Source organism: Paenibacillus sp. FSL H8-0168, from assembly GCF_038592955.1.
In the GTDB taxonomy this organism is placed as follows: Bacteria; Bacillota; Bacilli; order Paenibacillales; family Paenibacillaceae; genus Paenibacillus; species Paenibacillus polymyxa_B.
Map to the genome: position 1 here is coordinate 1,697,584 of NZ_CP151948.1, position 22,417 is coordinate 1,720,000.

General features: G+C 38.1%; 18 protein-coding genes. 14 read left to right on the forward strand and 4 right to left on the reverse strand.

Annotated features, from left to right (window positions below):
• Positions 1-116 precede the first annotated feature (116 nt).
• From MHI21_RS07870 to MHI21_RS07890, 5 genes are all read left to right on the forward strand, one after another.
• Positions 117-839, forward strand: a complete 723-nt coding sequence (locus MHI21_RS07870; RefSeq protein WP_165176099.1) for a response regulator transcription factor — start codon at positions 117-119, stop codon at positions 837-839.
• Positions 836-1,906, forward strand: a complete 1,071-nt coding sequence (locus MHI21_RS07875; protein WP_254326405.1) for a HAMP domain-containing sensor histidine kinase — start codon at positions 836-838, stop codon at positions 1,904-1,906. Before MHI21_RS07870 ends, MHI21_RS07875 begins: the two co-directional genes overlap by 4 nt.
• Before the next feature lie 143 nt (positions 1,907-2,049).
• Positions 2,050-2,970, forward strand: coding sequence for an ABC transporter ATP-binding protein (locus MHI21_RS07880; protein ID WP_342419760.1), 921 nt, complete (start codon positions 2,050-2,052; stop codon positions 2,968-2,970).
• On the forward strand, positions 2,967-3,674 hold the full coding sequence (locus MHI21_RS07885) for an ABC transporter permease (RefSeq protein ID WP_342419761.1): 708 nt from the start codon (positions 2,967-2,969) through the stop codon (positions 3,672-3,674). Before MHI21_RS07880 ends, MHI21_RS07885 begins: the two co-directional genes overlap by 4 nt.
• Positions 3,675-3,688: 14 nt before the next feature.
• Positions 3,689-4,423 carry an ABC transporter permease gene (locus tag MHI21_RS07890; RefSeq protein WP_342419762.1) on the forward strand — a complete coding sequence of 245 codons (735 nt, stop codon included), beginning with the start codon at positions 3,689-3,691 and terminating at the stop codon, positions 4,421-4,423.
• Here MHI21_RS07890 and MHI21_RS07895 read toward each other — a convergent pair whose 3' ends face one another.
• A complete protein-coding gene (locus MHI21_RS07895; RefSeq protein ID WP_342419763.1) occupies positions 4,424-5,785 on the reverse strand; it encodes a lanthionine synthetase C family protein in 1,362 nt (453 codons plus the stop codon).
• 197 nt (positions 5,786-5,982) lie between these two features.
• On the opposite strand from MHI21_RS07895, the gene MHI21_RS07900 reads away from it, so the two are divergent.
• The 5 genes from MHI21_RS07900 to MHI21_RS07920 all read left to right on the forward strand — a co-directional run bounded on the left by MHI21_RS07900 (position 5,983) and on the right by MHI21_RS07920 (position 13,319).
• The gene (locus tag MHI21_RS07900; protein WP_103048208.1) at positions 5,983-6,135 is read left to right on the forward strand and encodes an FDLD family class I lanthipeptide; all 153 of its coding nucleotides are present in this window, start codon (positions 5,983-5,985) and stop codon (positions 6,133-6,135) included.
• 76 nt (positions 6,136-6,211) lie between these two features.
• Entirely contained in the window at positions 6,212-7,474 is a 1,263-nt protein-coding gene (locus tag MHI21_RS07905) for a lanthionine synthetase C family protein (RefSeq protein WP_342419764.1), read from the forward strand.
• A gap of 50 nt (positions 7,475-7,524) precedes the next feature.
• Positions 7,525-8,202: a winged helix-turn-helix domain-containing protein gene (locus MHI21_RS07910; protein WP_165176091.1), complete on the forward strand. Its 678-nt coding sequence runs from the start codon at positions 7,525-7,527 to the stop codon at positions 8,200-8,202.
• Positions 8,203-8,347: 145 nt separating this feature from the next.
• On the forward strand, positions 8,348-11,431 hold the full coding sequence (locus tag MHI21_RS07915; protein ID WP_342419765.1) for a lantibiotic dehydratase: 3,084 nt from the start codon (positions 8,348-8,350) through the stop codon (positions 11,429-11,431).
• A gap of 154 nt (positions 11,432-11,585) precedes the next feature.
• Positions 11,586-13,319 carry an ABC transporter ATP-binding protein gene (locus MHI21_RS07920; RefSeq protein WP_342419766.1) on the forward strand — a complete coding sequence of 578 codons (1,734 nt, stop codon included), beginning with the start codon at positions 11,586-11,588 and terminating at the stop codon, positions 13,317-13,319.
• A gap of 44 nt (positions 13,320-13,363) precedes the next feature.
• Here MHI21_RS07920 and MHI21_RS07925 read toward each other — a convergent pair whose 3' ends face one another.
• Both MHI21_RS07925 and MHI21_RS07930 read right to left on the reverse strand, forming a co-directional pair.
• Positions 13,364-13,687 (reverse strand): AzlD domain-containing protein, encoded by a 324-nt coding sequence (locus MHI21_RS07925; RefSeq protein ID WP_342419767.1) that lies wholly within the window; start codon positions 13,685-13,687, stop codon positions 13,364-13,366.
• Positions 13,684-14,409: an AzlC family ABC transporter permease gene (locus tag MHI21_RS07930; protein ID WP_341161891.1), complete on the reverse strand. Its 726-nt coding sequence runs from the start codon at positions 14,407-14,409 to the stop codon at positions 13,684-13,686. Before MHI21_RS07930 ends, MHI21_RS07925 begins: the two co-directional genes overlap by 4 nt.
• Positions 14,410-14,736: 327 nt before the next feature.
• Here MHI21_RS07930 and MHI21_RS07935 point away from each other — a divergent pair, with 327 nt between their 5' ends.
• From MHI21_RS07935 to MHI21_RS07950, 4 genes are all read left to right on the forward strand, one after another.
• The gene (locus tag MHI21_RS07935) at positions 14,737-15,504 is read left to right on the forward strand and encodes a hypothetical protein (RefSeq protein ID WP_342419768.1); all 768 of its coding nucleotides are present in this window, start codon (positions 14,737-14,739) and stop codon (positions 15,502-15,504) included.
• Positions 15,485-17,554, forward strand: a complete 2,070-nt coding sequence (locus MHI21_RS07940) for a Mu transposase C-terminal domain-containing protein (RefSeq protein ID WP_342419769.1) — start codon at positions 15,485-15,487, stop codon at positions 17,552-17,554. Before MHI21_RS07935 ends, MHI21_RS07940 begins: the two co-directional genes overlap by 20 nt.
• A 110-nt stretch (positions 17,555-17,664) precedes the next feature.
• Entirely contained in the window at positions 17,665-18,627 is a 963-nt protein-coding gene (locus MHI21_RS07945; RefSeq protein WP_342419770.1) for a TniB family NTP-binding protein, read from the forward strand.
• Complete coding sequence (locus tag MHI21_RS07950) at positions 18,608-20,572, forward strand: TniQ family protein (RefSeq protein ID WP_342419771.1); 1,965 nt, start codon at positions 18,608-18,610, stop codon at positions 20,570-20,572. The genes MHI21_RS07945 and MHI21_RS07950 overlap by 20 nt, the downstream gene beginning before the upstream one ends.
• 314 nt (positions 20,573-20,886) lie before the next feature.
• Here MHI21_RS07950 and MHI21_RS07955 read toward each other — a convergent pair whose 3' ends face one another.
• Positions 20,887-21,903, reverse strand: a complete 1,017-nt coding sequence (locus MHI21_RS07955; RefSeq protein ID WP_342419772.1) for a TniQ family protein — start codon at positions 21,901-21,903, stop codon at positions 20,887-20,889.
• Positions 21,904-22,417 lie beyond the last annotated feature (514 nt).

Below are 22,417 nucleotides of genomic sequence, written 5' to 3' on the forward strand. Positions count from 1 at the left end.
TTATTAAGTATATTCACGGGGATGAACGATATGTGATGGAACTCGATTTAAATTCTGCCCGTTTGCTTTTATAATGAAAGTAAAAAATGTAAAAAAAGAATGGAGAACCTTGGGTTATGGAAGAAATTGCAGTACTTATAGTAGACGATGAGCAGGGACTGCGGGATATGCTGACAACGGTGTTAAAAAAAGAAGGGTTCCTTCAAGTCAAGCATGCTGCAACAGGTCGGGAAGCGCTGCAAGTCGTGATGGAATCGCATGTGGATGTGATTGTACTTGATGTTATGCTGCCTGATAACGATGGGTTTGAGGTATGTCGCCAAATGCGCCTATATACGGATGCCCCTATTCTTTTTTTGACGGCAAGGGATACAGACCTAGACAAATTAATGGGGTTTGGTATCGGAGGGGATGACTATATTACCAAACCGTTTAACCCACTGGAAGTCGTTGCCCGTATGAAGGCTCGAATGAAATATCGGAAAGTTTCGACAGTGGCCATGAAACCGACCTTACGAACTTTAGATTTTGGATATTTCCGACTGGAACTGGAATCCGGTGTGTTGTTTGTGGAGGACAAGCAGGTCGAGTGTCCGGCACGTGAATGGCTACTGCTGGTATTTTTGTGCAAGCATCCTAATCGTATTTTCAGTGTACGGCAGCTTTACGAGGCGATATGGAGCGAGGCCTACTTGGGTGATGAGAAGACTGTAGTGATTCATATCTCCCGTTTGCGGAAAAAAATTGAACCTGATCCCAAGCACCCCCAATTTTTAATCAATGTAAGAGGACTTGGTTATAAAATGATGATGTCAGTCAAGATGGAGGAGCAAGAATGAACTCTCTGGTTAAGATGTCCTTTCGTTTTATGAAAGTAACGTTATGCTTTGTACTGGCCTATGTCCTATGTTTTGTTATTTGCACGATCTTATATATTTTTATAAAAAGTATATTTGGAGCATCTCAAAATATAAATATTGATCTATTCTGGACAGGACTTGGTATCGTGCAGAGTGTTGTGTTCATAGCTGCCTACGGATGGTATATAGGCAAACCTTTGGTGTATGTAATTAAATGGATTGGAAATATTGCGACGGGGGAATTCCAAGCGCCGCTAAGTGAACTGGAACTGCCGGAGGGCAAAAAAAATCAGAAAAACAGTTATAAACCTCCGTATCAATTGTATAAAGAAGTTTTTGAACAAATGAGCATCTTATCGGCACAATTGCGCAGCAATGAGGAAGAGAGAGTGGAAATAGAGAAACGAAAACAGCAGTGGGTAGCAGGTGTAAGCCATGATCTCAAAACACCATTATCTTATATTGAGGGATATGCGGCCATGCTAACTGCTCAAGAGTATGACTGGTCTGATGAAGAAAGAAGAAGCTTTAGTATGAGTATCAGTGAGAAAGTGACTGAAATGAAGCAGTTGATTCAGGATTTGAATGCTTCTATGCAGCTTAAGGAAAGTCCATTGCCAATCCAATTGGAGAAGGAGGACATTGTGGAGTTTCTCCGTAGTGCGGTCATAGATATTGCTAACCATCCTTCGGCCGAGCAATACGAATTTTCTTTTACGTCCATGGAGGCGGCTTGTATTATGTCCTTCGATAGCAAGTTATTAGGCAGAGCGCTGCAGAATTTTTTGATTAACGCAATCATTCATAATCCTCCAGGTACACACGTTTCCATGGAAGTAAACAAAGCGAACGATAAGCTTCTTATTTCTATCGAAGATGACGGAATAGGAATGAATTCTAATGAGTTCATGCAGGTATCTCACTCCCAAGGGCATGGAATACCTATTGCCAAAAGCTTTATTGAAGCGCATAACGGAACACTTCATATCCTTCCAGGCAGTAAAGCGGGTACAAGGATGGAGATTTCACTGCCGCTAAACATCTAACTTTTTAACATCTAATCTCACATTTTGCAGTTTGCTCGATTTTTTTGCCTGTTGTTTAGGGACTGTTTACCTGATGTTTACTTTACTTCAGTAAACTGTATGTAACTAAGCTTCAGCATTAGAAGTCGAGAGGAGATCAGGAAATGTCTGAATATGTAATACATACACAGCAGCTAACTAGGCGTTTTGGAAAACGGGAATTTGTAAAACGAATAAATCTCCAGGTACCTGGACAGCAGATTTATGGATTCTTAGGACCTAATGGGGCGGGTAAAACAACCACGATTCGTATGCTGCTTGGGCTGATTAAATCCACATCCGGAGAAATTGAGATTTTCGGGAAAAAGCTAAAGGATCAGCGTATGGAAATATTGAAGGATGTTGGCTCCTTGGTTGAATCACCTGCCTATTATGCCCATTTATCTGCATATCGAAATTTGGAAATCGTCACAACCATGCGTGGACTTCCGACCCGAAGAATTCATGAAGTGCTGGATTTAGTGAGATTAAGCAAGGATGCGTATCGTCCGGTAAAGGGATATTCCTTGGGGATGCGACAAAGACTGGGGATTGCTATGGCGCTTATTGCGAACCCCAAATTATTGATACTTGATGAACCGACGAATGGTTTGGACCCGTCTGGTATTCAGGAAATTCGGGAGTTAATTATGAGCCTTCCTGGCGCTTACGGAATGACGGTACTGGTTTCGAGCCATTTATTAAGCGAAATTGAGCAGATTGCAACCTATGTAGGAATTATTAATCAGGGTGAAATGATTTTCCAGGGAACGATGAAGGAACTCACCGCCAAAAGCAAGCCTCAATTATTCATTGAAACCCCAGATCCTGTTCTGGCTGCCGGTGCACTGATTCAGTATGGATGGACGGCCGGAGCTGAATCGATTGAACAAAATGTCGTGACTCCTATTGTAGATCGGCAACAATCTTCGGAGATGATCAAGGTGCTTGTGGAACACAATCATCCCATTTATCGGGTCACAGAGAAGAAAAAAACCTTGGAGGAGATATTCCTGGAACTGACAGGTAAGGAGCGAAGCTTATGATACTCCGGGTTATAAAGGCAGAGGGTCTTAAGCTGAAGAAAATATGCTGGTGGATTCCTCTTATACAGGGGTGTGTACTTACAGGCATGACTGCCGTGGAATGGTATCTTTACTTTCGGCAAGGACCAGGAGGTGTCTATGCTGGTTTTGCCGTTATGTTTATGTTCCTTTCGTTTGTGATGCTGCTTGGCGGTACACTTTTGGCGAGCATTATGGCCGGTACAGAGCATGATACTCAAACATGGAAGCAGCTTATGGCCATGCCTGTTCCCAGAAGCTATATCTATTTATCCAAAATCGTATGGATCGTGATTCTGCAGTTGGGTACTGCCTTGATCACTGTAGCAGGTATGAGCCTCATCTGGGTGTTATATACAAGCGAACCCATTCCTTGGCGGATCATGCTGTTACAGCCGATTAATGCAAGCTTGGCTACCCTACCAGTACTTGCAATTCAACTTTGGCTGTCTACGCTTTTCACTAATCAGGCATTCCCATTAGCGGTTGGTATATTCGGTTCTATTGCAAGCTTGTTTTTGGCACGCACAAGTATTCTGTGGATTAAAATATTGCCTTGGTCGTACCCTGCACTATCAAGTCCTCTGATGAAGGAACACATGATTTGGGTGATCGTTGCTTTAAGTGCGGGAGTCATCTTTACGGGACTTGGTACATTACAGTTTACCAAGCATGAATTCAAATAGAGAGGAGAAGATACATGGGCTCTATTTTACGCGTAGAGACGATAAAGCTTCAATGGATCATGGTATGGATTCTCATTATATTAGATGCGGTCATAAATTCTTTAATGGGAGTCCTGGAGCTGAACGATTTGAAGCAGTTTTTTTCGCCCAGCTGGTTAACTTTATATACTTATTCAGCGCAATTTCACTCTATGTTTTTTTATCCGCTCTATTGTGGAATTATCGCTTCTCTTTTGTGTGCGTATGAGCATCGGGATGGGGGATGGAAGATTTTATTAAGCAGCCCGTATCCTCGTCAGCAAATTTATTATGCAAAATATATATTGCTCATTCTCATACTGGGTCTCGATCAGCTTATATTTATAGTAGGCTATTTTGTAAGTGGAAATATAGCAGGTGCTCCAGGAGAAATCCCTTGGTCTGTCGTTCTTTCTACCGGTTTGGGAGGATGGCTCGGGATTTTTCCCCTGGCAGCATTACAGCTTATGCTCTCGATAAAAATTCGGAATTTTGGAGCTTCTCTGGGAATGTCCATTTGTTGTGTGGTTCCTAATATTGTCATAACAGGCTTTCACTCTTCCATAGGTGCGTGGTTTCCTTTTACGATTCCTTATTATATTATGATGCCGCAAACAGCGACTTATGCACCCAGAGTTGAGCCTTACGGTCTCGGATTGATTGTCATTTTTACGTTTTTAGCCTATCTGTATGGTGGGAGAAAGATGTTTGTGAATAGGGACTGGTTGTAGTTAGGATAGCATGAGGATGTAATCCCAACCGATCTCTTTGTTCTCAGAAACACTTAATAAAGCAGCTGCAATCCCAGCAACGCCTTCAAGCATGCCCGCTTTTGTCAGCCAAGTCAAAGAGCCATCTGACCTTGGCTCGGGGTCCAGATATCCAAGTGGGCTATCCATTTGAAAGCGATCAAGCAGACAATTCGTTAACTGTTGAATAAGCGGGAGAAATGCAGGCTCTTTACTGTGCCGCCACATTCGCCAAGAGATGGTAAGTAATCCAGTAAGACCGTGACAGAGTGCAGAAGAGTCCATTTCCCGCTTAGATATCTCATAGGAGATTGCACCGACACAAGCTTTCACAGCCAATTTTTGCAGATCCTCATTATGGAGAGCCTTTCCGGCAAGAAATAGGGAACAGGCGATGCCGGGTGTACCGTAACACCATGCTTCTCTTGCTCGTTCCAAATCAAACCGTAGAGAGCCTGTTTCAGCTTCAAATGGAACAATATGAGGCCAGTAGCTGCCATATTCATCCTCATATTTATACTTAAGCAACCATTCCGTAATGGTTTCAATCGCTTGATATTGGCCTTTTACTTCAATTCCAGAACTGTAAGCCACGGACAACAAAGCTAACGGTCCAGGAATACCGTGTGCCATTCCACAATTAAAATTGCCCAGAGGATAGTTACGTTTATCCCGGTCTAAAAATTGAAACTTTTGCGGGGAGTACCACCCTGGGACATAATGATTGTGAATATGTATGGGATGTGTAAGATCGGTAAGAAATTGAAGAATTGGTTCAACAAGAGGAGTACAGATAGGATCAGTTGAGTTCCTCAAAATATATCTTCCAATCCCTGAAGCTCCCGAAATGGTGTCAAAGGATTGCATGGGCATACCTTCGTGAAGGCTTAATTGTTCTGTGTTCGACTGAAGCCATTGCTCTGTTAGAGGCATCATCCATTGATGTATTTGCTGTAAAAAATTGCTGTAGTATTCTCCATGATTAGAAGCCTCTCTTACGGAAGAAGCGATGCCCGCCCAGCCACTGTAAAGAGAGAGATCGTGAAGACCATTTATAGCAAGTGAGGATTGGATCTGAGCCATGTTTGAATGTATGGCTCTATTCCAATCATACGAAGGGTCTGTAGCACGCCATTGCGATAGTAAATGAATGTTACCAGGATAACCATGCGAAAGTGAAGTTTCTCCCCATGGGTGGTACTTTGTTTCTGGCGAAACATTGTGTTCCCAATGGACTGCTGCATAGACGGATTCGGGCTCGCACAGACGTAAAGCAATTTTTTTACTAATATCTCTTGCACGAACTTGGTCGGATTGTTGTATAACAAAACTATCAATTTTCATATGAAAGCCTCCATTATATTTTCCCTCATTATATTGTCACTAAAATCTAGTGTGCTGTCCTTAAAAATACTAAAAAGTAATAAAGGTTTATCTTAAATGTATTCGTTGAAATTAAGACAAATGTAAGAAATATATAAAGTCTAGTTAAGATTATATAACTTATAATAAAATTGTAAAAAATAAAAGGAGGTAACAAGATGAAAAATCAATTTGATCTGGACTTGCAAGTAGCCAAAAATGAGGTTGCTCCAAAAGGGGTTCAACCAGCCAGTGGTCTTATCTGTACTCCTTCATGTGCAACAGGTACTTTGAATTGTCAAGTTAGTCTTACCTTCTGCAAAACGTGTTAATAACGAAAATACATGGAAAAAAGGCACGGTTTCTATAACCGTGTCTTTTCCAGTTATGAAAATGAGGGAAGGATTTATGGTTGAAGATTTGAAGGGGAGATCAGTTGAAATCAGTAAGTATATAGCACAAAAGCTAATAGACCTATCATATACAGAAAAGATAGTTAATCATACAAACAACCTTTCACCTTCACGTGGAAAGTCCCCTTGGAATCCTGGCTCGCTTGCCGATGGAATTCCGGGTGTGTTTGTGCTGTTGTCCGAATGGGGTTACCTGGAGCCTGATCAAAATTGGGCAGAGCATGTGCATAGTCAGTTACGGTACTTAGATGCTAACTCTCTATTATTATTGCCTCGTATTTCTCTTTATTATGGAACAACAGGAGTAGCTTATGGCATATTATTAGCTTCCAATAACAGAGCTAATTATAACAATTTAATCTCTCAGCTTAATAAGTATATTGAAGTAAAGTGGGGGGATTTACCTGGAATTGGCACAACTACAGAGTTCAGTAGGCAAATGGATATCATCAATGGACTGCTTGGAGTGGGCAGATACACTTTGGAGGTTGCTGAAGACAAGACGATGTGTGATCTGTCTCGTCAACTATTAGACACCATTACGCACTTTATACCTGAATATATATATTTGTCGTCAAGGGAAGATTCGGCTTCAATCTATCTAGGTTTGGCGCATGGTATCACCGGAGTACTTGCACTACTTGTCACTGCCCTACAAAAAAAAATCAAAGTTGAAGGACTACATGAGGCTATAAAACATATAGCCGATTTTTTGCTTATTCAAATTCAGGAGGATCAATATGGCTGGTATTGGCCTGTAAACTCTCAAGCGTTTTCAATGAACAAGAGAGAGAAAAAAGTAGGGATGAGAGAAATTGAAGGCTGGTGTCATGGAACCTTTGGAATAGCTTGGACATTATTCAGAGCAGGAATTGAGTGCAGTAATGGAGAATGGAAAAAGATAGCGGAAAAAGCTATCAAATCCATATTTTGCTTAGATGATGAGCTACTAAACGCGCTATCCCCTACTTTCTGTCACGGGTTGGCCGGTTTGCTTCATATGGCTCATAGATTCTATAGCTTAACCGGTAATATAGCAGCCCTACACTTTGCCGATCAGATAGCTTTAAAGTTAGTAAATTTATACGATGAAGAGTTCCCATTTGGATACCAGGATTTGGAGGGGACAACTCATGTTCATAATGTAGGAATACTGCAAGGAGCAACAGGGATTGCGTTAAGTTTGCTGGACTATGGAATTGGGAAAGAACATCCTAAATATTCAGGGAGATGGAGTGAATTGTTTCTAATTTCTTAAGGGCGCTCTACCTTATTGCTTATCTGAAGCATTGGTTTTGGGGGGATTAGATGAAACAAAAATTTATGGTTATATCATCTTTTAGGAAGATTAAGCATTTTTTTGAGACTTTAAGCACTCCAGAAAACATTCGAATCATGTTTTATGATTCGCTTTACCAGGCTCTACCGGAGATTGATGAGCAGTGTATCGGTATAGCTTTGAATCAGGATCATTTAACGCTAGAGGACTTGTCTTACTGGCACAGCATTAAAGAAAAATTTACGGTTCCATTTATCTTTCTTTCCTATCATAGTGATGACCAACGGCAATTGGATCTCCTCCAACAACTGTTTTCAATGGCTTCATCTGCATGTGGAGTGGAAAGAGAACAGCAGGCTATTAGTTTATCACCCAATGTCATTTTTGATCCTGCTGGAAAGGTTATTTGGAAGCAAGGGCATGAGCATATGCTGACTATGATGGAATTCCGATTATTAATGTATCTTCTAACTGCAAAAGAGTGTGCTTCTACGATTGATCACATTATAGACAGAGTCTGGGGAGTAGATGCTTTTACTACGTCTAATACGGTGTATGTGCACATCCGAAAATTGAGAGAGAAAATAGAAGATGATCCAAGTCATCCAAAAATTCTGGTAACATGTCATGGAATCGGTTACAAGTTGAATATATTTCCTAAAAACTTGGAGGTGGTCAGTTGTGAAGAGACAACTGCATTACACTGATGCGCATAAACTACATAATGAAGTGAGAGATCGGGATGAAAGATGGTTTAGTGCATGTGATTTTTTTCTAATCAGAGCTCCATTACTACCGCTAGACCGATATTTTCAGGTGTTTTCGGATCAAGATGGGGACAGCCAGCTTACTTTGGAGGAAATAACTCGTCGATTAAAGTTGATATCCCAAGAAGCTGTTGTTCAAGAAGCCATATCATTAGCCTCTCCGTCCCTAATGCAGTTTTTACATTACTTAAATGCTGGCCATGCTTTGGATAATAAAGGAGAGCTACAAAAGTATGAGAAGACGCTGAACAGCTTTTATCGGTATTTTGTTCGGATGACTACCCGAACGACTCCATTTGGGTTGTTTTCAGGAGTGGGGCAGGGGATTTGCGGGAAGACTACCGATCTGGATATTGGTAGCTATCCTAAGCATCTGAAGAGAGCCAGACCCGACATGGAATGGATATATAAACTGATTCAAAAAATAGAAGCTGATCCGGCCATATTTAATCAACTAAAGGTCTTCCTAAACAAAACGGTTATGATCAAAGGAAATCGAGCCAAATTACCATTCCGACCTAAGCATGGAGCAGCAGAAGCTGATGATTCGGCAGAAATTTTTAATTCCATTCGGTTTACTGACGTTGTTCGAATGACGTTTGAAGCTGCTGAACATCCAATTCGAGTGATGGAACTCAAAGAAATACTATTAAAGGCATTCCCTGACGCTACTTTGGAAATCATAGCTGATTATTTGCAGCAACTAGTAGAGCAAGAGTTTATTTTGAGCGAGCTTAGACCTCCGTTAATGGATCATTCACCCTTCCATTACATATTCGAAAAAATTAAAAAACTGGACATTTCCGATCCTTGGATTCACATTTTACACGAAATTGATGCTTTATTACTTCAATATAATCAATGCACGATTGGAGAAGGAGAGAAGGTCTACCGGAAATTATGTGACAAAATGCTGGATATCATTTCTGTAAAAACACCTGTACAAGTTGATGTTAAATTGGATAAAGAAGTAACGCTGCCGAAACATGTGCTTGATGAGGTTTCATTAGGGGCTGAAGTCATGTGCAAATTGTATGCATCCCCCAAAACGGATGAATTGGCTGAATATTTGAATCGTTTCTTGGAAAAGTACGGTGTGTATCAGGAGGTTCCTATTCATGAACTTTTTGATGAGGATTGGGGTCTGGGTATACCGGAAATGTATCGTTCAAATGAAAAAAAATCAATGGGCATGGAGGCATTTAAACGCAACGCTGTTCTCTTTCAATGGGTTTCGAATGCCATTTCTAATCATGAAATAGAACTCGTCCTTACAGATGAACAGTTGGAGCAACTGATGATTTCTGATAACTACGGCACTTCCCCAGAATCAATGGAGATCTATTACAGTATATTTGCTGATTCTCCTGAAAAAGTTGATTCTGGAGACTATTCGCTTTTACTTGGAGCCAGTGCTGGCTCGAATAGAGCGGGTAAAACCTTTGGACGTTTTCTGGATATGTTTAGTGAGGAGTTTGTACAAAAATTATCTGAAATATATGATCATCACCGATGCTTTCATCCCGATGCGTTATTATCAGAGATGGTTTTTATGCCGGAACAAGGGAAAATATCCAACATCTCATTAAGCAAAAATTTAATGGAATATGAGATTGTATCGGGAACCACGTCTTCTAAAGATGAGGACCATACGCTTTGTATTGATGATTTAGTGGTGGGTGCTACTCATGATCGTTTTTATGTCAAGTCCAGACGTTTGGGTAAGGAAATAATCCCCTTGCAAACACACATGCTGAATTACAAGCTTTCACCACATATATTCAGATTTTTAACGGATATTACTAATAAAGAGATTGGTACGTGGTCTTATTTTGACTGGGGGCCATTAGAGCAGTCCCCTTTTTTGCCAAGACTAGTATATAAAAAGATCATTATTAGTGCTGCGCAGTGGAAACTGAGCAAAGCTTCATTGAATATTTCAGAATCATGCGAGTCCAAAGAAGGAGAAGAACTTTTCCAGGTGTGGAGACAACAATGGAATGTACCACGCTATGTTTACCTAACGATGGGGGATAATCGCCTTTTATTAGACCTATGCAACCTCTTCCATATCAAAGAATTGCTACGTGAGGTGAGCAAGATACGCGAAGGACAGGAGCTTCTTCTTACCGAGTGTTTGGGTAATCCATTCCATACCCCATTGCAGGGGGCAGCAGAAAGATATATGGGGGAATTTGTGTTTCCGCTAAAGAAGAAAAAAATAAAGGTGAAACCGAGTATCCCTAGTTCGCAAAACCATGTTGATTCGCAAAAGTTCATTGCTCATACTCCTTCCAGCATTCATAGAGGAATACTTCCAGGAGGCGAGTGGCTATACCTTAAATTGTACGGAGTCAAGGAAAGAGAGACTGACCTGGTAGGCTTAAGCCTAGGGCATCTCTTAAAACAGCCGGGGTTTAAGGATTGGAGTCAAAAATTTTACTTTTTGCGATACGTTGATCCTGAACATCATATCCGTTTACGTTTTCAGGGAGAGCCCGATAAGCTATGGACAGCTGGTTTGGCGCAGTTAAATCAGTGGGCAGCCGAGTTACGTGAAGAGGGGCTAATAACGAATATGGTCATAGATACATACCATCCTGAATTGGAGAGGTATGGAGGACAGACACTTATGGAGCTGGCAGAACAGGTTTTTGACGTGGATAGTCAATGGGTCATCGCCTATATGAAGGGAATTCGCTCTAATGCTTTCAATCTGGACATAGAGATAGCGGCTGTGATTAACATTATTCATTATCTGAGTGGTTTTGGCTTAACAATTCAGGAGCAAGTGAGCTGGCTAGAAGAGAGAATTGATTGCAAGCCTCATATGAAGGCGTTTAGGGATGTCAAAAAAACATTGATTACCGCTGTAGAAGCGAATTATGAATGGATTGGACAAGCAGATTCGGCCACACAGGTTGCTTTCTTAGCACTTGTAGAAAAAAGACAGACTATGATTCAGCAGTATGCTCAAGCGATAAACCTGGCTAAAAATAATCACGAGCTTACCAATCATCCTGATGATATTTTGGGCAGTATCATTCATATGCATTTGAATCGTCTGCTTGGTGTAAATAGGGAGCGAGAAATAAAATGTATGGCTTTAGCTAAGCATACAGTAGCTAACCTGTTGCATAGGAAAGGGGTAAGCTATGTCACAGTCTAATGGACAAACCAATGACCTGATCTCTTTGTCCTATAAAAATATATTTCGTACCTTTCTATTTTGGCCTCGTATATTCAGACTGCTTTGGGACACACATCCTTCCTTTTTGATTGCTATACTCATTACGAATTTGTTGAAGGGTGCAATTCCTGCTGTGATCCTTTTAACCACGAGAGAATTAATCAACAGTGTCGTGGCCGGAGCGTCAGGGGGAAGCTTTCAACCTGTTTTTATAGCTTTTGGCGTCTTAATCGGTGTCAATTTGCTGTACGATCTGATCAATATTGGCGAAAGCTTTTTTCGTAAAATGTTTCAAAGCCGGCTATCAAACCAGGTAAATATCAGAATTATTGAAAAAGCACAAAAGATGTCTTTGCAGTCGTTTGAGGATGCAGATGTGCAAAATATGCTTCAACGTGCTCAGGGAGAGGCAGATTTTAGGCCGTTTGAAATATTTACTCAAATCCTTGCTATTATTAGCAGTGTTGTAACCTTATTTTCGACGGGTGCGATTCTTATCGCATGGAGATGGTGGGCATTCTTATTCATTTTTCTCATTCCATGCTTGTCATTCTATTCTTTTTTACGTATCGGGCAAAGAGAATTTAATGTTCACTTTCAAAGAGCAGGAAGACAACGTGAATCCTGGTATTTGTCGTTTTTGGTGACAAGAGATAATAGTTTTAAAGAAGTGAAAATATTTCAATTGGGAGACTATCTACGAAAAAGATACAAAACGATACTCGAAGGGTTTTATCGCGAGGATAAAGTGCTAGCGGTTCGTAGATCCTATACTTCTCTTGTATTTCAGATTGTAAATCAGGGTGCGTGTGCATTTATTATTTTCATGGCCATACAAGCCACTTATGTTGGTCAAATTTTAGTAGGGAACTTGGTGAGCTTAATTCAGGGTATCACGTTAACTCAGTCAACATCGCAGAGCATTGTACAAGGGATTTTAAGCTTGTGTCAAAATAATTTGTATATCAAGCAGCTATTTGATTTTTTAGATATGCCGGAAGAGGCAAAAATACAAAAAACGGTTCAGCAATTGCCTTTGTCCGCTATTCATAGTATTGAATTCCGGAATGTATCGTTTAGATACCCGAACACGGAGGAGAATGCCATTTCTAATGTTAGCTTCAAGCTTCATCAAGGAGAGAAGCTGGCGATTGTAGGGAGAAATGGATCGGGTAAATCAACGATCGTGAAGTTACTAACTCATTTGTATTCCGATTTTGAAGGAGAAATATTAATTAATGGACATTCTATACATGAATTGGATAAAGACATTTTTAGAGAAAAGATAGGCGTTGTTTTTCAGGATTTTGTACATTATGAGATGGCTGTTAGAGATAATATAGGCTTTGGTCATGTGGCTTCCAGAGAAAATGATGAGGCTATTTGGACAGCTATAGATAAGGCGGGAATTACAGATTTGATAGTCGGCCTGCCTGATAAAATGAATACCTTGCTTGGAAAATGGTTTGAAGATGGACAGCAGCTATCTGGAGGACAGTGGCAGCGTATTGCAATAGCCAGGGCTTTTATGAGAAATGCCGATATATATGTCTTGGATGAACCGAGCTCTTTTTTGGATCCACATGCGGAGAAAGAGGTTTTTCAAAAGTTTGATCAGCTTATTCATGAGAAAATTGGAGTGTTTATATCCCACAGATTGTCCTCCGCACGTATGGCGGATACCATTATTTTAATGGAGGAAGGCAGAATTGTAGAAGCAGGTAGCCATGAACGCTTAATGGATATAGACGGAGTGTATGCAGAAATGTTCAGGCTTCAAGCCTCCTCGTATCTTTCACAACGAGAATGTGACTTTGAGGAAGAAGATCTGTCGCCCTCGTTAGTAAGGACGACAGGTGGATCATAAGAAATGGCAGATGCCCTCCTATTGTAGGAGGGTAATTTTTATCTTCACCACAATAGTCGAACTACAGCCATACTCACAATACCGACAACGACGGTAGCCAGCAGGTTTTTGCTCCACAAGGCGGTCACTAGCGTAGGAAAGACAGCCATAAGCACTTGCCCATTAAGAGTGACTGAGGATTCGGTTCGGACGAGCAAATTCTCCATCACGAGGGCCGTGAATATGCAGATGGGAATATAGGAAAGCCATTGTAGCACTGGCTTGGGTAGCGCCAGCTTTTGCAGCACGACAAAGGGAATGATCCTTGGAATCGCCGTGACAATCATGGCACCGATAATGATATACAGGACATTGGGATTAATGTTCATTTGTCGGTTAACACTCCAATCGTTGCGGTGATCATGGTCGCTACAATGACGGCGATATGTGATGGCACCCACCAGGACAAAAGGTACATCAGAACAGCCATACATAGCACAAGCAGCAGACGATGCTTGAGTTTGGAGGTCTGGACACTTTGGAGCTGGGAAATAAGCAGGGCAAGGAACATCGCAGGCAAGGCAAAGTCCAGACCAAAAGTCTCCGGCCGGGAAATCCAGTTCCCGAGAACCCCTCCCGCCACACAGGATGCAATCCAAGCGAGATAAGCTGTAATATTAAGCCCGTTCATCCAGCGGTCACTGACCTGCCCGCCTTTAGCCAATTTATCCGACGCTACTCCAAAGGATTCGTCCGTCAAAAGAGCGCCGATGCCTATGTTTTTCCACAATGAATATTTAGAAAAGTAAGGAGCCAGCGACGCACTTAACAGCAGATGACGAGCATTCACAATGAATGTCGTTAAAATAATGACGGATGGAGGACTGGCTGCAGCCAGCATCGAGCACATAATAAACTGAGAGGCTCCGGCGTATACAAGCGCCGACATGAAGGCAATTTCCATGGTGCTAACCCCTGATGAGGCACCCACAATGCCTGCCGCGAACCCAATACATACATAACCGAGCAATGTAGGAATACAATCTTTAACCCCATGTAAAAAGCTGAGTGAATCGGGCTTCGTTCCGCTCAACTCCGAAGCTATGGACATTTTAACCTTACCCCCAGTGTATAAATTTTATAATAGTATATAACGTAAGTTGTAAAGTATCAATATACTATACGTTTGTACGTTATATTGAATAATTTCTATAGCGAACACACAGGGAGTGTCCGTTGTAATTAGTTTTGTCATTATATAGAATATGTTTTGTCATTAAACTTGAATTAGATGTCAGTGCCTGCGACCTTGATGGTTCAGGCATTTTTTACTTTCAGTTATTTATTTTCTTGATTAACGCTAACTTTTTTCGGCAACAATGGCTATAAGAATGCAATTAAAACTTGATAATAAAATGTCATTTTAGAGGTGATAGCAGTGAACTGGGTCGGTAAAAGATCATGGTTACATGAGGATGAACTTTATTCACCAAAAAGAAAAGTGAGTAATAAAGGGAGTCGTAAATATACACATATCATAGGGTCATTTCCAAGCATTAAAATGAATCGTCATATTGGTTATGAATCGCTTTGGGGAGAATGTTTATTTTATTACTTTTTAGAACTTGACCCTATGACTATTCGTTATTATCCACAGCCAATTAATATACAACTTCAATTGATTAATAAGGATTTTGTTAAAGTGAAGAAGGAACACGTCCCCGATGTATTAGTTTTTCGAGAAGGTAAGATGCCACATTTGTATCAAATAAAAGGAGGTAATGAAGCGACTGAGCAAGCACCACATTTGTATAAAGCCTGCACAGATTACTGTAATGATAAAGGGTGGAAGTATTCAGTCATTTATCCAAAAACTATGCCCCCTATAGTAAAAAGAAACTTGCAGTCTATTATGCACTACAAGCATCCACGATCTGATTTTGATGCTTTTTCTCATGAAATAATAAAAAAAGCCCATTTTTATCAAAATTCTTCGATAGAGTTGTTAGCAAAGAGTTTCATCGTAAAAACAGACTACAGAAATATATTACCTCATATTTACCATTTAATATTTCTTGGAAAATTAAAAGTGAATTTATTCGCGCCAATGAATCTCTCTAGTGAAGTAATAATTGGAAATCTATCTCAAGAATTACTAAGCTTTTTCAAAACGGAGAGTGAGGATTATGAGACTGAAGATAAATGATTCTTTTATGTGGTGTGGTGTTAAGTATCACGTCCATGATTTCGAGCCTCCATATATCTATATTTATAGAGAAGACGGAGATAGGAGAATTACTAAATCCAAATACCTGACGATAATTACAGATCCTACTTTTGAGATAATGAATCATAAGAGAAAAAAGTTGCTTCCCGAGGAAGAACAACTTGACTCCAAAAAACGAGCTTTAATTGATACACTTCCAACTGAAAGACGGAATTTAGCATTGGAAAAAATGAATATTATTGCACCAATTCTTCTATATGAAGAATTAGTTAGTGGGGATATGTACGCTGCCTATTCTTTTGTTGAGAAGTACCAAGAATATTTGAGACCTAAAGAGCAGCTTGAGAATCTCAAAAAAAATCAGTTGATTGAACGTGTGGCAAAAAAAAATAATTATTCCACAAGACAAGTGTTTAGGTTTTTGTCCAAATATAAAAAATCAGAAATAGAGCGTACTAATCATGGAATTGAAGGGCTTGTATCAAAGGCTCATTTGAATGCGCATAATAGAACCGATGAAGTCTCTATTACATTAAATCATCCTAAAAAAATAGAGATTATTTTAGATACTATTTACGTTAGGCTCCCAATTGAATATGTTCCACTTATTAAGGAAGAACTGGAAAAATTCATTGTGAAGAAAAAGAGAAAAGTATCACTACTAACTGAGAACATTAATATTCTTTGTACATCAAGAAATCTAAAACCTTTAAGTTATGATACGGTGTATAAGATTGTAGATCGTATTGATAAGTATGTATTTGAGCGAATCAGTAAAGGTGACATTGTTGAACCGCAATTTCTAAAGGAGAAAGCTTCGAATCAATTTGCATTCGCTCCACTACATGTTATAGAGATTGATCATGTTCGTCTCCCCATAACATTAATTGATCCAAATACAGGAGTAGAACTAGGAGAACCTACCTTAACCCTAGGTCTTTGTGTATTTACGAGAATGGTCTGGGGATTGGATTTGTCTTTTGAAGACCCTTCGGGAAATAAAGTAATGAGAACATTGTTGAATGGCATCTGTTTTAAAAGGGCTAAGGAACAGTACGGCACAATAAATGATTGGGAAATGCACGGAGTTCCTTCTGTTATTTACATGGATAACGGATCTGACTTTAAAAGTAATTATGTCAAGAGCATGATTGAGGATGTTCTTCGAACTGAGCTTCGTTATCGGCCGATTGCTACACCCCGTTATGGTGGAATTATTGAACGGAATTTCGGTACGATTAACACAAAATTTCTAGAAAATTTACTTGGATATAGAGAAAAATTTAGTAGTGGTAGAGAAGTAAAAAAGGAGGCAAGATTGGAGGCGATTTTGACTTTAGATGATTTACGAGAACTTTTGGTTCATTACATTACAGATGTCTATCATCACAGTGAACATGCTGGACTTCCTTTAGAATGTAACACACCTGTGGCAAGATTGTATACTGCTATGGATGTAATGGGAAGTCTACCTTTTATTCCAGAGGAGGATGAAATTTATTATAAAATTCAAATGTTACCATCCGAAATGCGTACTTATCGTAAAGATGGTATTCGAGTGGAAAATGTGAAATATGCTTCTCAGGAAACTTCGCGGTTTATCAGCAAAAGTCAGAAAAAGAATTGTAAAATTAAGTTTAATGTTGAGGATATCTCTAAAATCTATTTACTTGATCCAGATTCAAAGGAGTACATTGAAGTACCTTCTATAAGTCCTCCGGCTGATGAAATAGAGGGGTTAAGTCGTAAAATGTATAGCTCTATCCGCAAAAATCTCATTGAGCAAGGACAAATTACGAAGCAGCAAATCCCGGGTTCCTCTTTAATAAATAAGAGCAAACTATTGATTCGCGAAAAATATAATCACATGGTAACTACAAACACACCTGCCCGCCGTAGAGCTTTATCACGAGGATTCGAATTGAGTGTAAAGGAACCAGAAAAAAAAGTTAAAGCTGAAAAAGTAATTTCAACAGTGGAACAACTTGTAGCAAAATTAAATGCTGAAAAAAAGAATGAACTACTCTAAAAATAATATGCGAAAAATAAGCTATGCAGAAAATTATTTAGGCAGTAGGCATTAGATGTGTATCTTAGTGATAATACTTAGTTAAGTTATTAAACTAGGAGGTAAAAATCGTGAGTGCTAGTTCGGAGTTTAAAAATTTCCAAAATCGAGTGACAAATTTATACATTGAGCATCCTGAACTTGTGAGAATCTGGAATCGTCTGGATCGAAATAGGAAAATAAAACGATCTAATCGAGTGAATGACGATACCCCAATCAATCTCTTTATAGAGGGATATTCAGGAGCAGGAAAAACTCAATGTTTGAAAAAATATGTTCGAAGAAATCCGCCCATTACGAAAACTGAAGAGGATGGTACTGAGGTTGATACACGGTCAGTGCTATACATGAATCTCCCTATCCCTTTTACCTATAAAGGGTTTTATAACAGTATATTGCAAAGTATTGATAATGATTTTCCATTATCAAATTCTGATGTAAACCGTATAAAGCATCAAGCGTTTTCACTTATAAAAAAGTTAGAAGTAGAAATGCTAATCATTGATGAAATGGATTATTTATTAGCATCCACGTACGTCCAACGTAAGGCGGTAATGGAAAATATTAAGGATATTGCAAACTCAACAGACGTTTGTCTCGTTTGCGTAGGGACTCATGCAATAGAGGAACTTAGAATGCTTAATACTCAACATCTTCGTCGTTATCCAAAGACAGTATTAAACCATTTTACATCATGTGATTCTACTTTTCTTAATTTTTTGAGTGAGGTTGAGCGACAATTGGCCGTACCACAAGAGTTTAAACTGGATTGGGACAATGAGGGAAGTGCTTTTGCCCCTTTATTATTTAGTATAACTAATGGGCTTGTTGGCTGGGTTAAACCAATAATCAGAGAAACTATGGATTTAATTGGTGTCTTTGAAGATGATTTTAGTGATTTCTCTATACTTAAGAAAATTAATGGGGACGTTCTCTTAGAGGCGCAAAGAAATATTATTGGAAATTTCGCAGAAGAAGATATGACCAAAATATTTGGAGATGAAGATTGGAAAGATGAAAATGACAAGCTCTAAACTATTCATTCGGCCTAAAATATATCAAGGAGAATCTTTAAGCTCATACCTTATGCGAATAGCAAAAGCATATTTCACTACAATAAAGGAAGTTTATAAGTGGTGGGGTGCAGGGGAAATACGTAAATCAAGCTCTATAGATTATCAACCTTTAGAGAGTATTAACATAGATTTGCTTTGCAAACAAATGAATAAAGGTGGGGTACAGATACGTTCTTCCACTTTTTTTTCTTTACTACATTCTTTATTCGATCCGATAGATGGATCTATATGGGGGTTTACAAGTGAATGCATGGAGAAAAAAAGAAGGAGGTATTGTCCCAAGTGTATTAGTAAAGAAAATATATATTATCTTTATTGGCAAATAAAAGAAATTGACATCTGTCATAAGCATCTCATCTATCTTGAAGATTCATGTCTCAAGTGTAATCAGCCATTGCCTTATGTTGGAGAAGGATTAGCAGATGGAGTATGCCCTAAATGTCAGTTTAGGTTATATCAGATTATTAGATCATGTATAAATGAAAAAGAAATCAGACATCAAGTTTTTTTGCACTCACAATGGGAAGAATTATTATATAGAGAGCACATAAATACTACTAATTTATCAAAGGGAAGATATTTAGCAGTTAAACTTCTTTACATCTCCCAAAATTTTGAACCTCAAATGGTTCGTGGGCGCATTCCACTTTCCTCAGATATCATCAGTGGACTTACTAGTTACATTAGAAGTGATATAGAGAGTAAGAAAATTTATACAGTGACACTGCAATTTATCCGTCGAGTTTTGCAAGACAATGGAGTAACTGTGAGGAAATTTTATGATACTAAAGTCCCTTCTACGTATATTGAAAGTATTTTGGAGGAAAAAACAAGAAAAACGAATGTTGGTTCTTGTCTCGCTCCATGGTGCTCTTCGTTTGGTAATAATACTGGGATGTTACCGATTAGGGTGCATAAATCTCATAAAAATAAATACACATTAAGGAATCAACATATGTGTAAGTTTTGTAGCTTAAAATATGGGTTTCTTAAGGATGGAGAATGGATTGAAAAAGATGGAATAATAAGTGCTTCTTTTGTGGGTGTACCCCTTTTAAATGCGAAATACAGACTTAAGGATTTTGCAGACCAGCTTAAAATCTCACGTTATATAGCATCATTATTTATAGCCTATTTCATAAGATACAAATTAGTAAACTCAGAAGTAATTAATAAATATAAATTATTTAAAGAAATAGAAAATCCCTTGCCATACTTTCAATTGTTAAGCGAAGAGAAAGGGATACAGGTGTTTTTTGCAAGAAAAAAATTTAATTGGTCTCAAAGAGAGTATTACTTTTATTATTTCGATCCACAAGTTCAGTTGTTTTTAAATGATGATAGCAAGCATACAAAATTAAAAATTAATGATAAATCAAATGGGATCGAGCACCGTCAAAAGTTGAAGTTACGAGAGAAGAAAGATATTAAAGAGGTCAGTTGGGAAGAGAAAAACCATATTTGGCGTAAAGCTGATCGCATCATTTTAGAAGCTAAAACTAAAAAAATTCGACTTAGTAATGATAATTTTTTTCATGAATTAGGGAGAGGAGCCAAGTGGATTAAGAGTCAAATGCCAGAATTAATAAATTGGTATATCCAAAGGAAAGAAGAAGTAACCCAAATAAATAAAATTGAAACAGAACGTATAAGACTTGAGAATGCAATAACAGCCATATGTAAATTATATAAAGAAGGGGTTTCAATATCGCATCAAAGAATTACTGAAGAAACCGGTATAGAAAGAAAATATTATAGAGTACATTCTCTTACAACTATTATGAATTCAATAATTTATGATCTTTATAATTCAAAAATAACAGTGTATGAGCTCGAAGTGCTTTTGCAACAGAATAAAAGTGTTGAGGATTGGAAATCAATTTTTATTAAGCATTTAGCCTAATATCTAATTGAGCTAAAGCAACTTTGTCAATGTTTCGATATCGTTTAAGATTTACTTTAAACTATAATAATGTTTTCTTTAGGCATTAACTTTTATTATCAATTTTTAAAAAACTATGAGCAATTATTTTCTTAAGTGGCTTTTTTTAAATTATGAATTAATTGAAAGATATTGTACTTTTTCAAACTGTATGCGTGGAAGTAACCAGTAATTCATCTTCCTTTGATGCAGTAGCTGAAATATATAGATCAAACTCATTTCTTGATTTCTCGTCATATATATTATTACTTTTCTTTAAACATAAGCATGAAACATCAATTGAAAATCGATAAATCTTTTTTGATCGTACCTTCCTCACATTTTTGTAGTAAAAACGACCGATAAGCTCTTTCTAACCAAATAAATTCCGAGGATTGAACAAAAAACTCAAATTTTTTTAATCTAGGGTAAAAATTTCTGCTGCCTTTGTTTCTTGAAATAAAATCATTTAAAACAAAATAAAAGTTGTATGGGAAGTTTTTGTACATCCAATAAACATTTGCATAAGCAAGTGCCTCATCATAACCATTTTTGCGATGATTACTTTGATTATAAAAAGCTATAATAACACCTTCCTTCATCCCTATAAAATGCTTAGCACCAATTAACAAGTGAAAACTTCCATACGCCAATTTAAGATATTCAGAGAAACTATCAATATTCGGCAGAATTAAATTTTGGTTTAGCAATGCTTCATACATTCTTTTCTGAGATTCAAGAAGCAACGCATTTTGGCATATCTCAAAATTTGCATTCTCTAATTTGGAATTACAAGCTTCACATTCATTTCTTATAAAATTGCTATGAGTAATAGGTGAAGAGCAAGTCGCGCAACAATCTTGCAATCTAGTTTTATGTATTAAACATAAATGTAAAGGGTGAATTCCCCAATGCAAACGATGATAGTGCTTTAAACTAATACAGACCGGACAGTATTTAATTTTATTTTTCAGTAATACTTTATTAAACCAATCACTGGTAATTAATCTGAGTCTCCAAGCATAAGTGTGCTTGTAATAAGGATAATTCTGTGTATTTGTTCTAATTGATAGGTTTTCAATTGCTGAAAGAGGAAAGTCACTGTTTACAGCCTGAGTATAGGATAAACCTAATTCCTTTATCAATGTGTTTGCAGAATTAAAACAATTTTTATATACCAGCCTAAAAAAATATCCTGATATACTTTCATCCTTTTCTATGGTAGGTCGTAAAGGTAGATGATTGATTATATTGCACATCTTTTTTCTTCCTATCTTTATGAATATTTTTTTAAAAACCATAAGACCATTCATTCAGCTCACTTCTCGCTCAGTATAAACATATTCCAAATAAATAATACCTACTATATAAAAATTTGATATGTTTATATAAATAATAATTTCCTTTTTGATTATAGAATATCCCCAAAAAGTACTTATGATTGATACAATTACTAAACATAGTCGGCCAAAGATTCGTAATTTCAAAAAAATTAAATTATCTCAAGAACTTGGTCAAAAAGCTGTTCTTATTTTCCATGAAAGTTTCTGACTTAAAAAGTTTCATGTGCTTCTACCTAAAGTATTCGATAAAAAATAACCGCTGTCCTCAGAAAGAGCAGCGGTTATTTTTTATCAATCATTATTGGATTAATTATTTTTATTCATGGCGGGGAATGGAATAGCGGATCAAAAGCTGATATCGAGTACGCCAATCGACGTTATGCAAAGGGGGGATATTACCGCTAACATAGATTATTCTCTCGTGAAAAGAAAAGCAATAGGGCGCACTATGAACAAGATGCTCGATGATTTTGAAGCAAGCATC

Coding starts and splice junctions, on each gene's coding strand:
- MHI21_RS07870 (WP_165176099.1), top strand. CDS start 117: ATGGAAGAAATTGCAGTACTTATAGTAGACGATGAGCAGGGACTGCGG.
- MHI21_RS07875 (WP_254326405.1), top strand. CDS start 836: ATGAACTCTCTGGTTAAGATGTCCTTTCGTTTTATGAAAGTAACGTTA.
- MHI21_RS07880 (WP_342419760.1), top strand. CDS start 2,050: ATGTCTGAATATGTAATACATACACAGCAGCTAACTAGGCGTTTTGGA.
- MHI21_RS07885 (WP_342419761.1), top strand. CDS start 2,967: ATGATACTCCGGGTTATAAAGGCAGAGGGTCTTAAGCTGAAGAAAATA.
- MHI21_RS07890 (WP_342419762.1), top strand. CDS start 3,689: ATGGGCTCTATTTTACGCGTAGAGACGATAAAGCTTCAATGGATCATG.
- MHI21_RS07895 (WP_342419763.1), bottom strand. CDS start 5,785: ATGAAAATTGATAGTTTTGTTATACAACAATCCGACCAAGTTCGTGCA.
- MHI21_RS07900 (WP_103048208.1), top strand. CDS start 5,983: ATGAAAAATCAATTTGATCTGGACTTGCAAGTAGCCAAAAATGAGGTT.
- MHI21_RS07905 (WP_342419764.1), top strand. CDS start 6,212: ATGGTTGAAGATTTGAAGGGGAGATCAGTTGAAATCAGTAAGTATATA.
- MHI21_RS07910 (WP_165176091.1), top strand. CDS start 7,525: ATGAAACAAAAATTTATGGTTATATCATCTTTTAGGAAGATTAAGCAT.
- MHI21_RS07925 (WP_342419767.1), bottom strand. CDS start 13,687: ATGAACATTAATCCCAATGTCCTGTATATCATTATCGGTGCCATGATT.
- MHI21_RS07930 (WP_341161891.1), bottom strand. CDS start 14,409: ATGTCCATAGCTTCGGAGTTGAGCGGAACGAAGCCCGATTCACTCAGC.
- MHI21_RS07940 (WP_342419769.1), top strand. CDS start 15,485: ATGAGACTGAAGATAAATGATTCTTTTATGTGGTGTGGTGTTAAGTAT.
- MHI21_RS07950 (WP_342419771.1), top strand. CDS start 18,608: ATGAAAATGACAAGCTCTAAACTATTCATTCGGCCTAAAATATATCAA.
- MHI21_RS07955 (WP_342419772.1), bottom strand. CDS start 21,903: ATGAATGGTCTTATGGTTTTTAAAAAAATATTCATAAAGATAGGAAGA.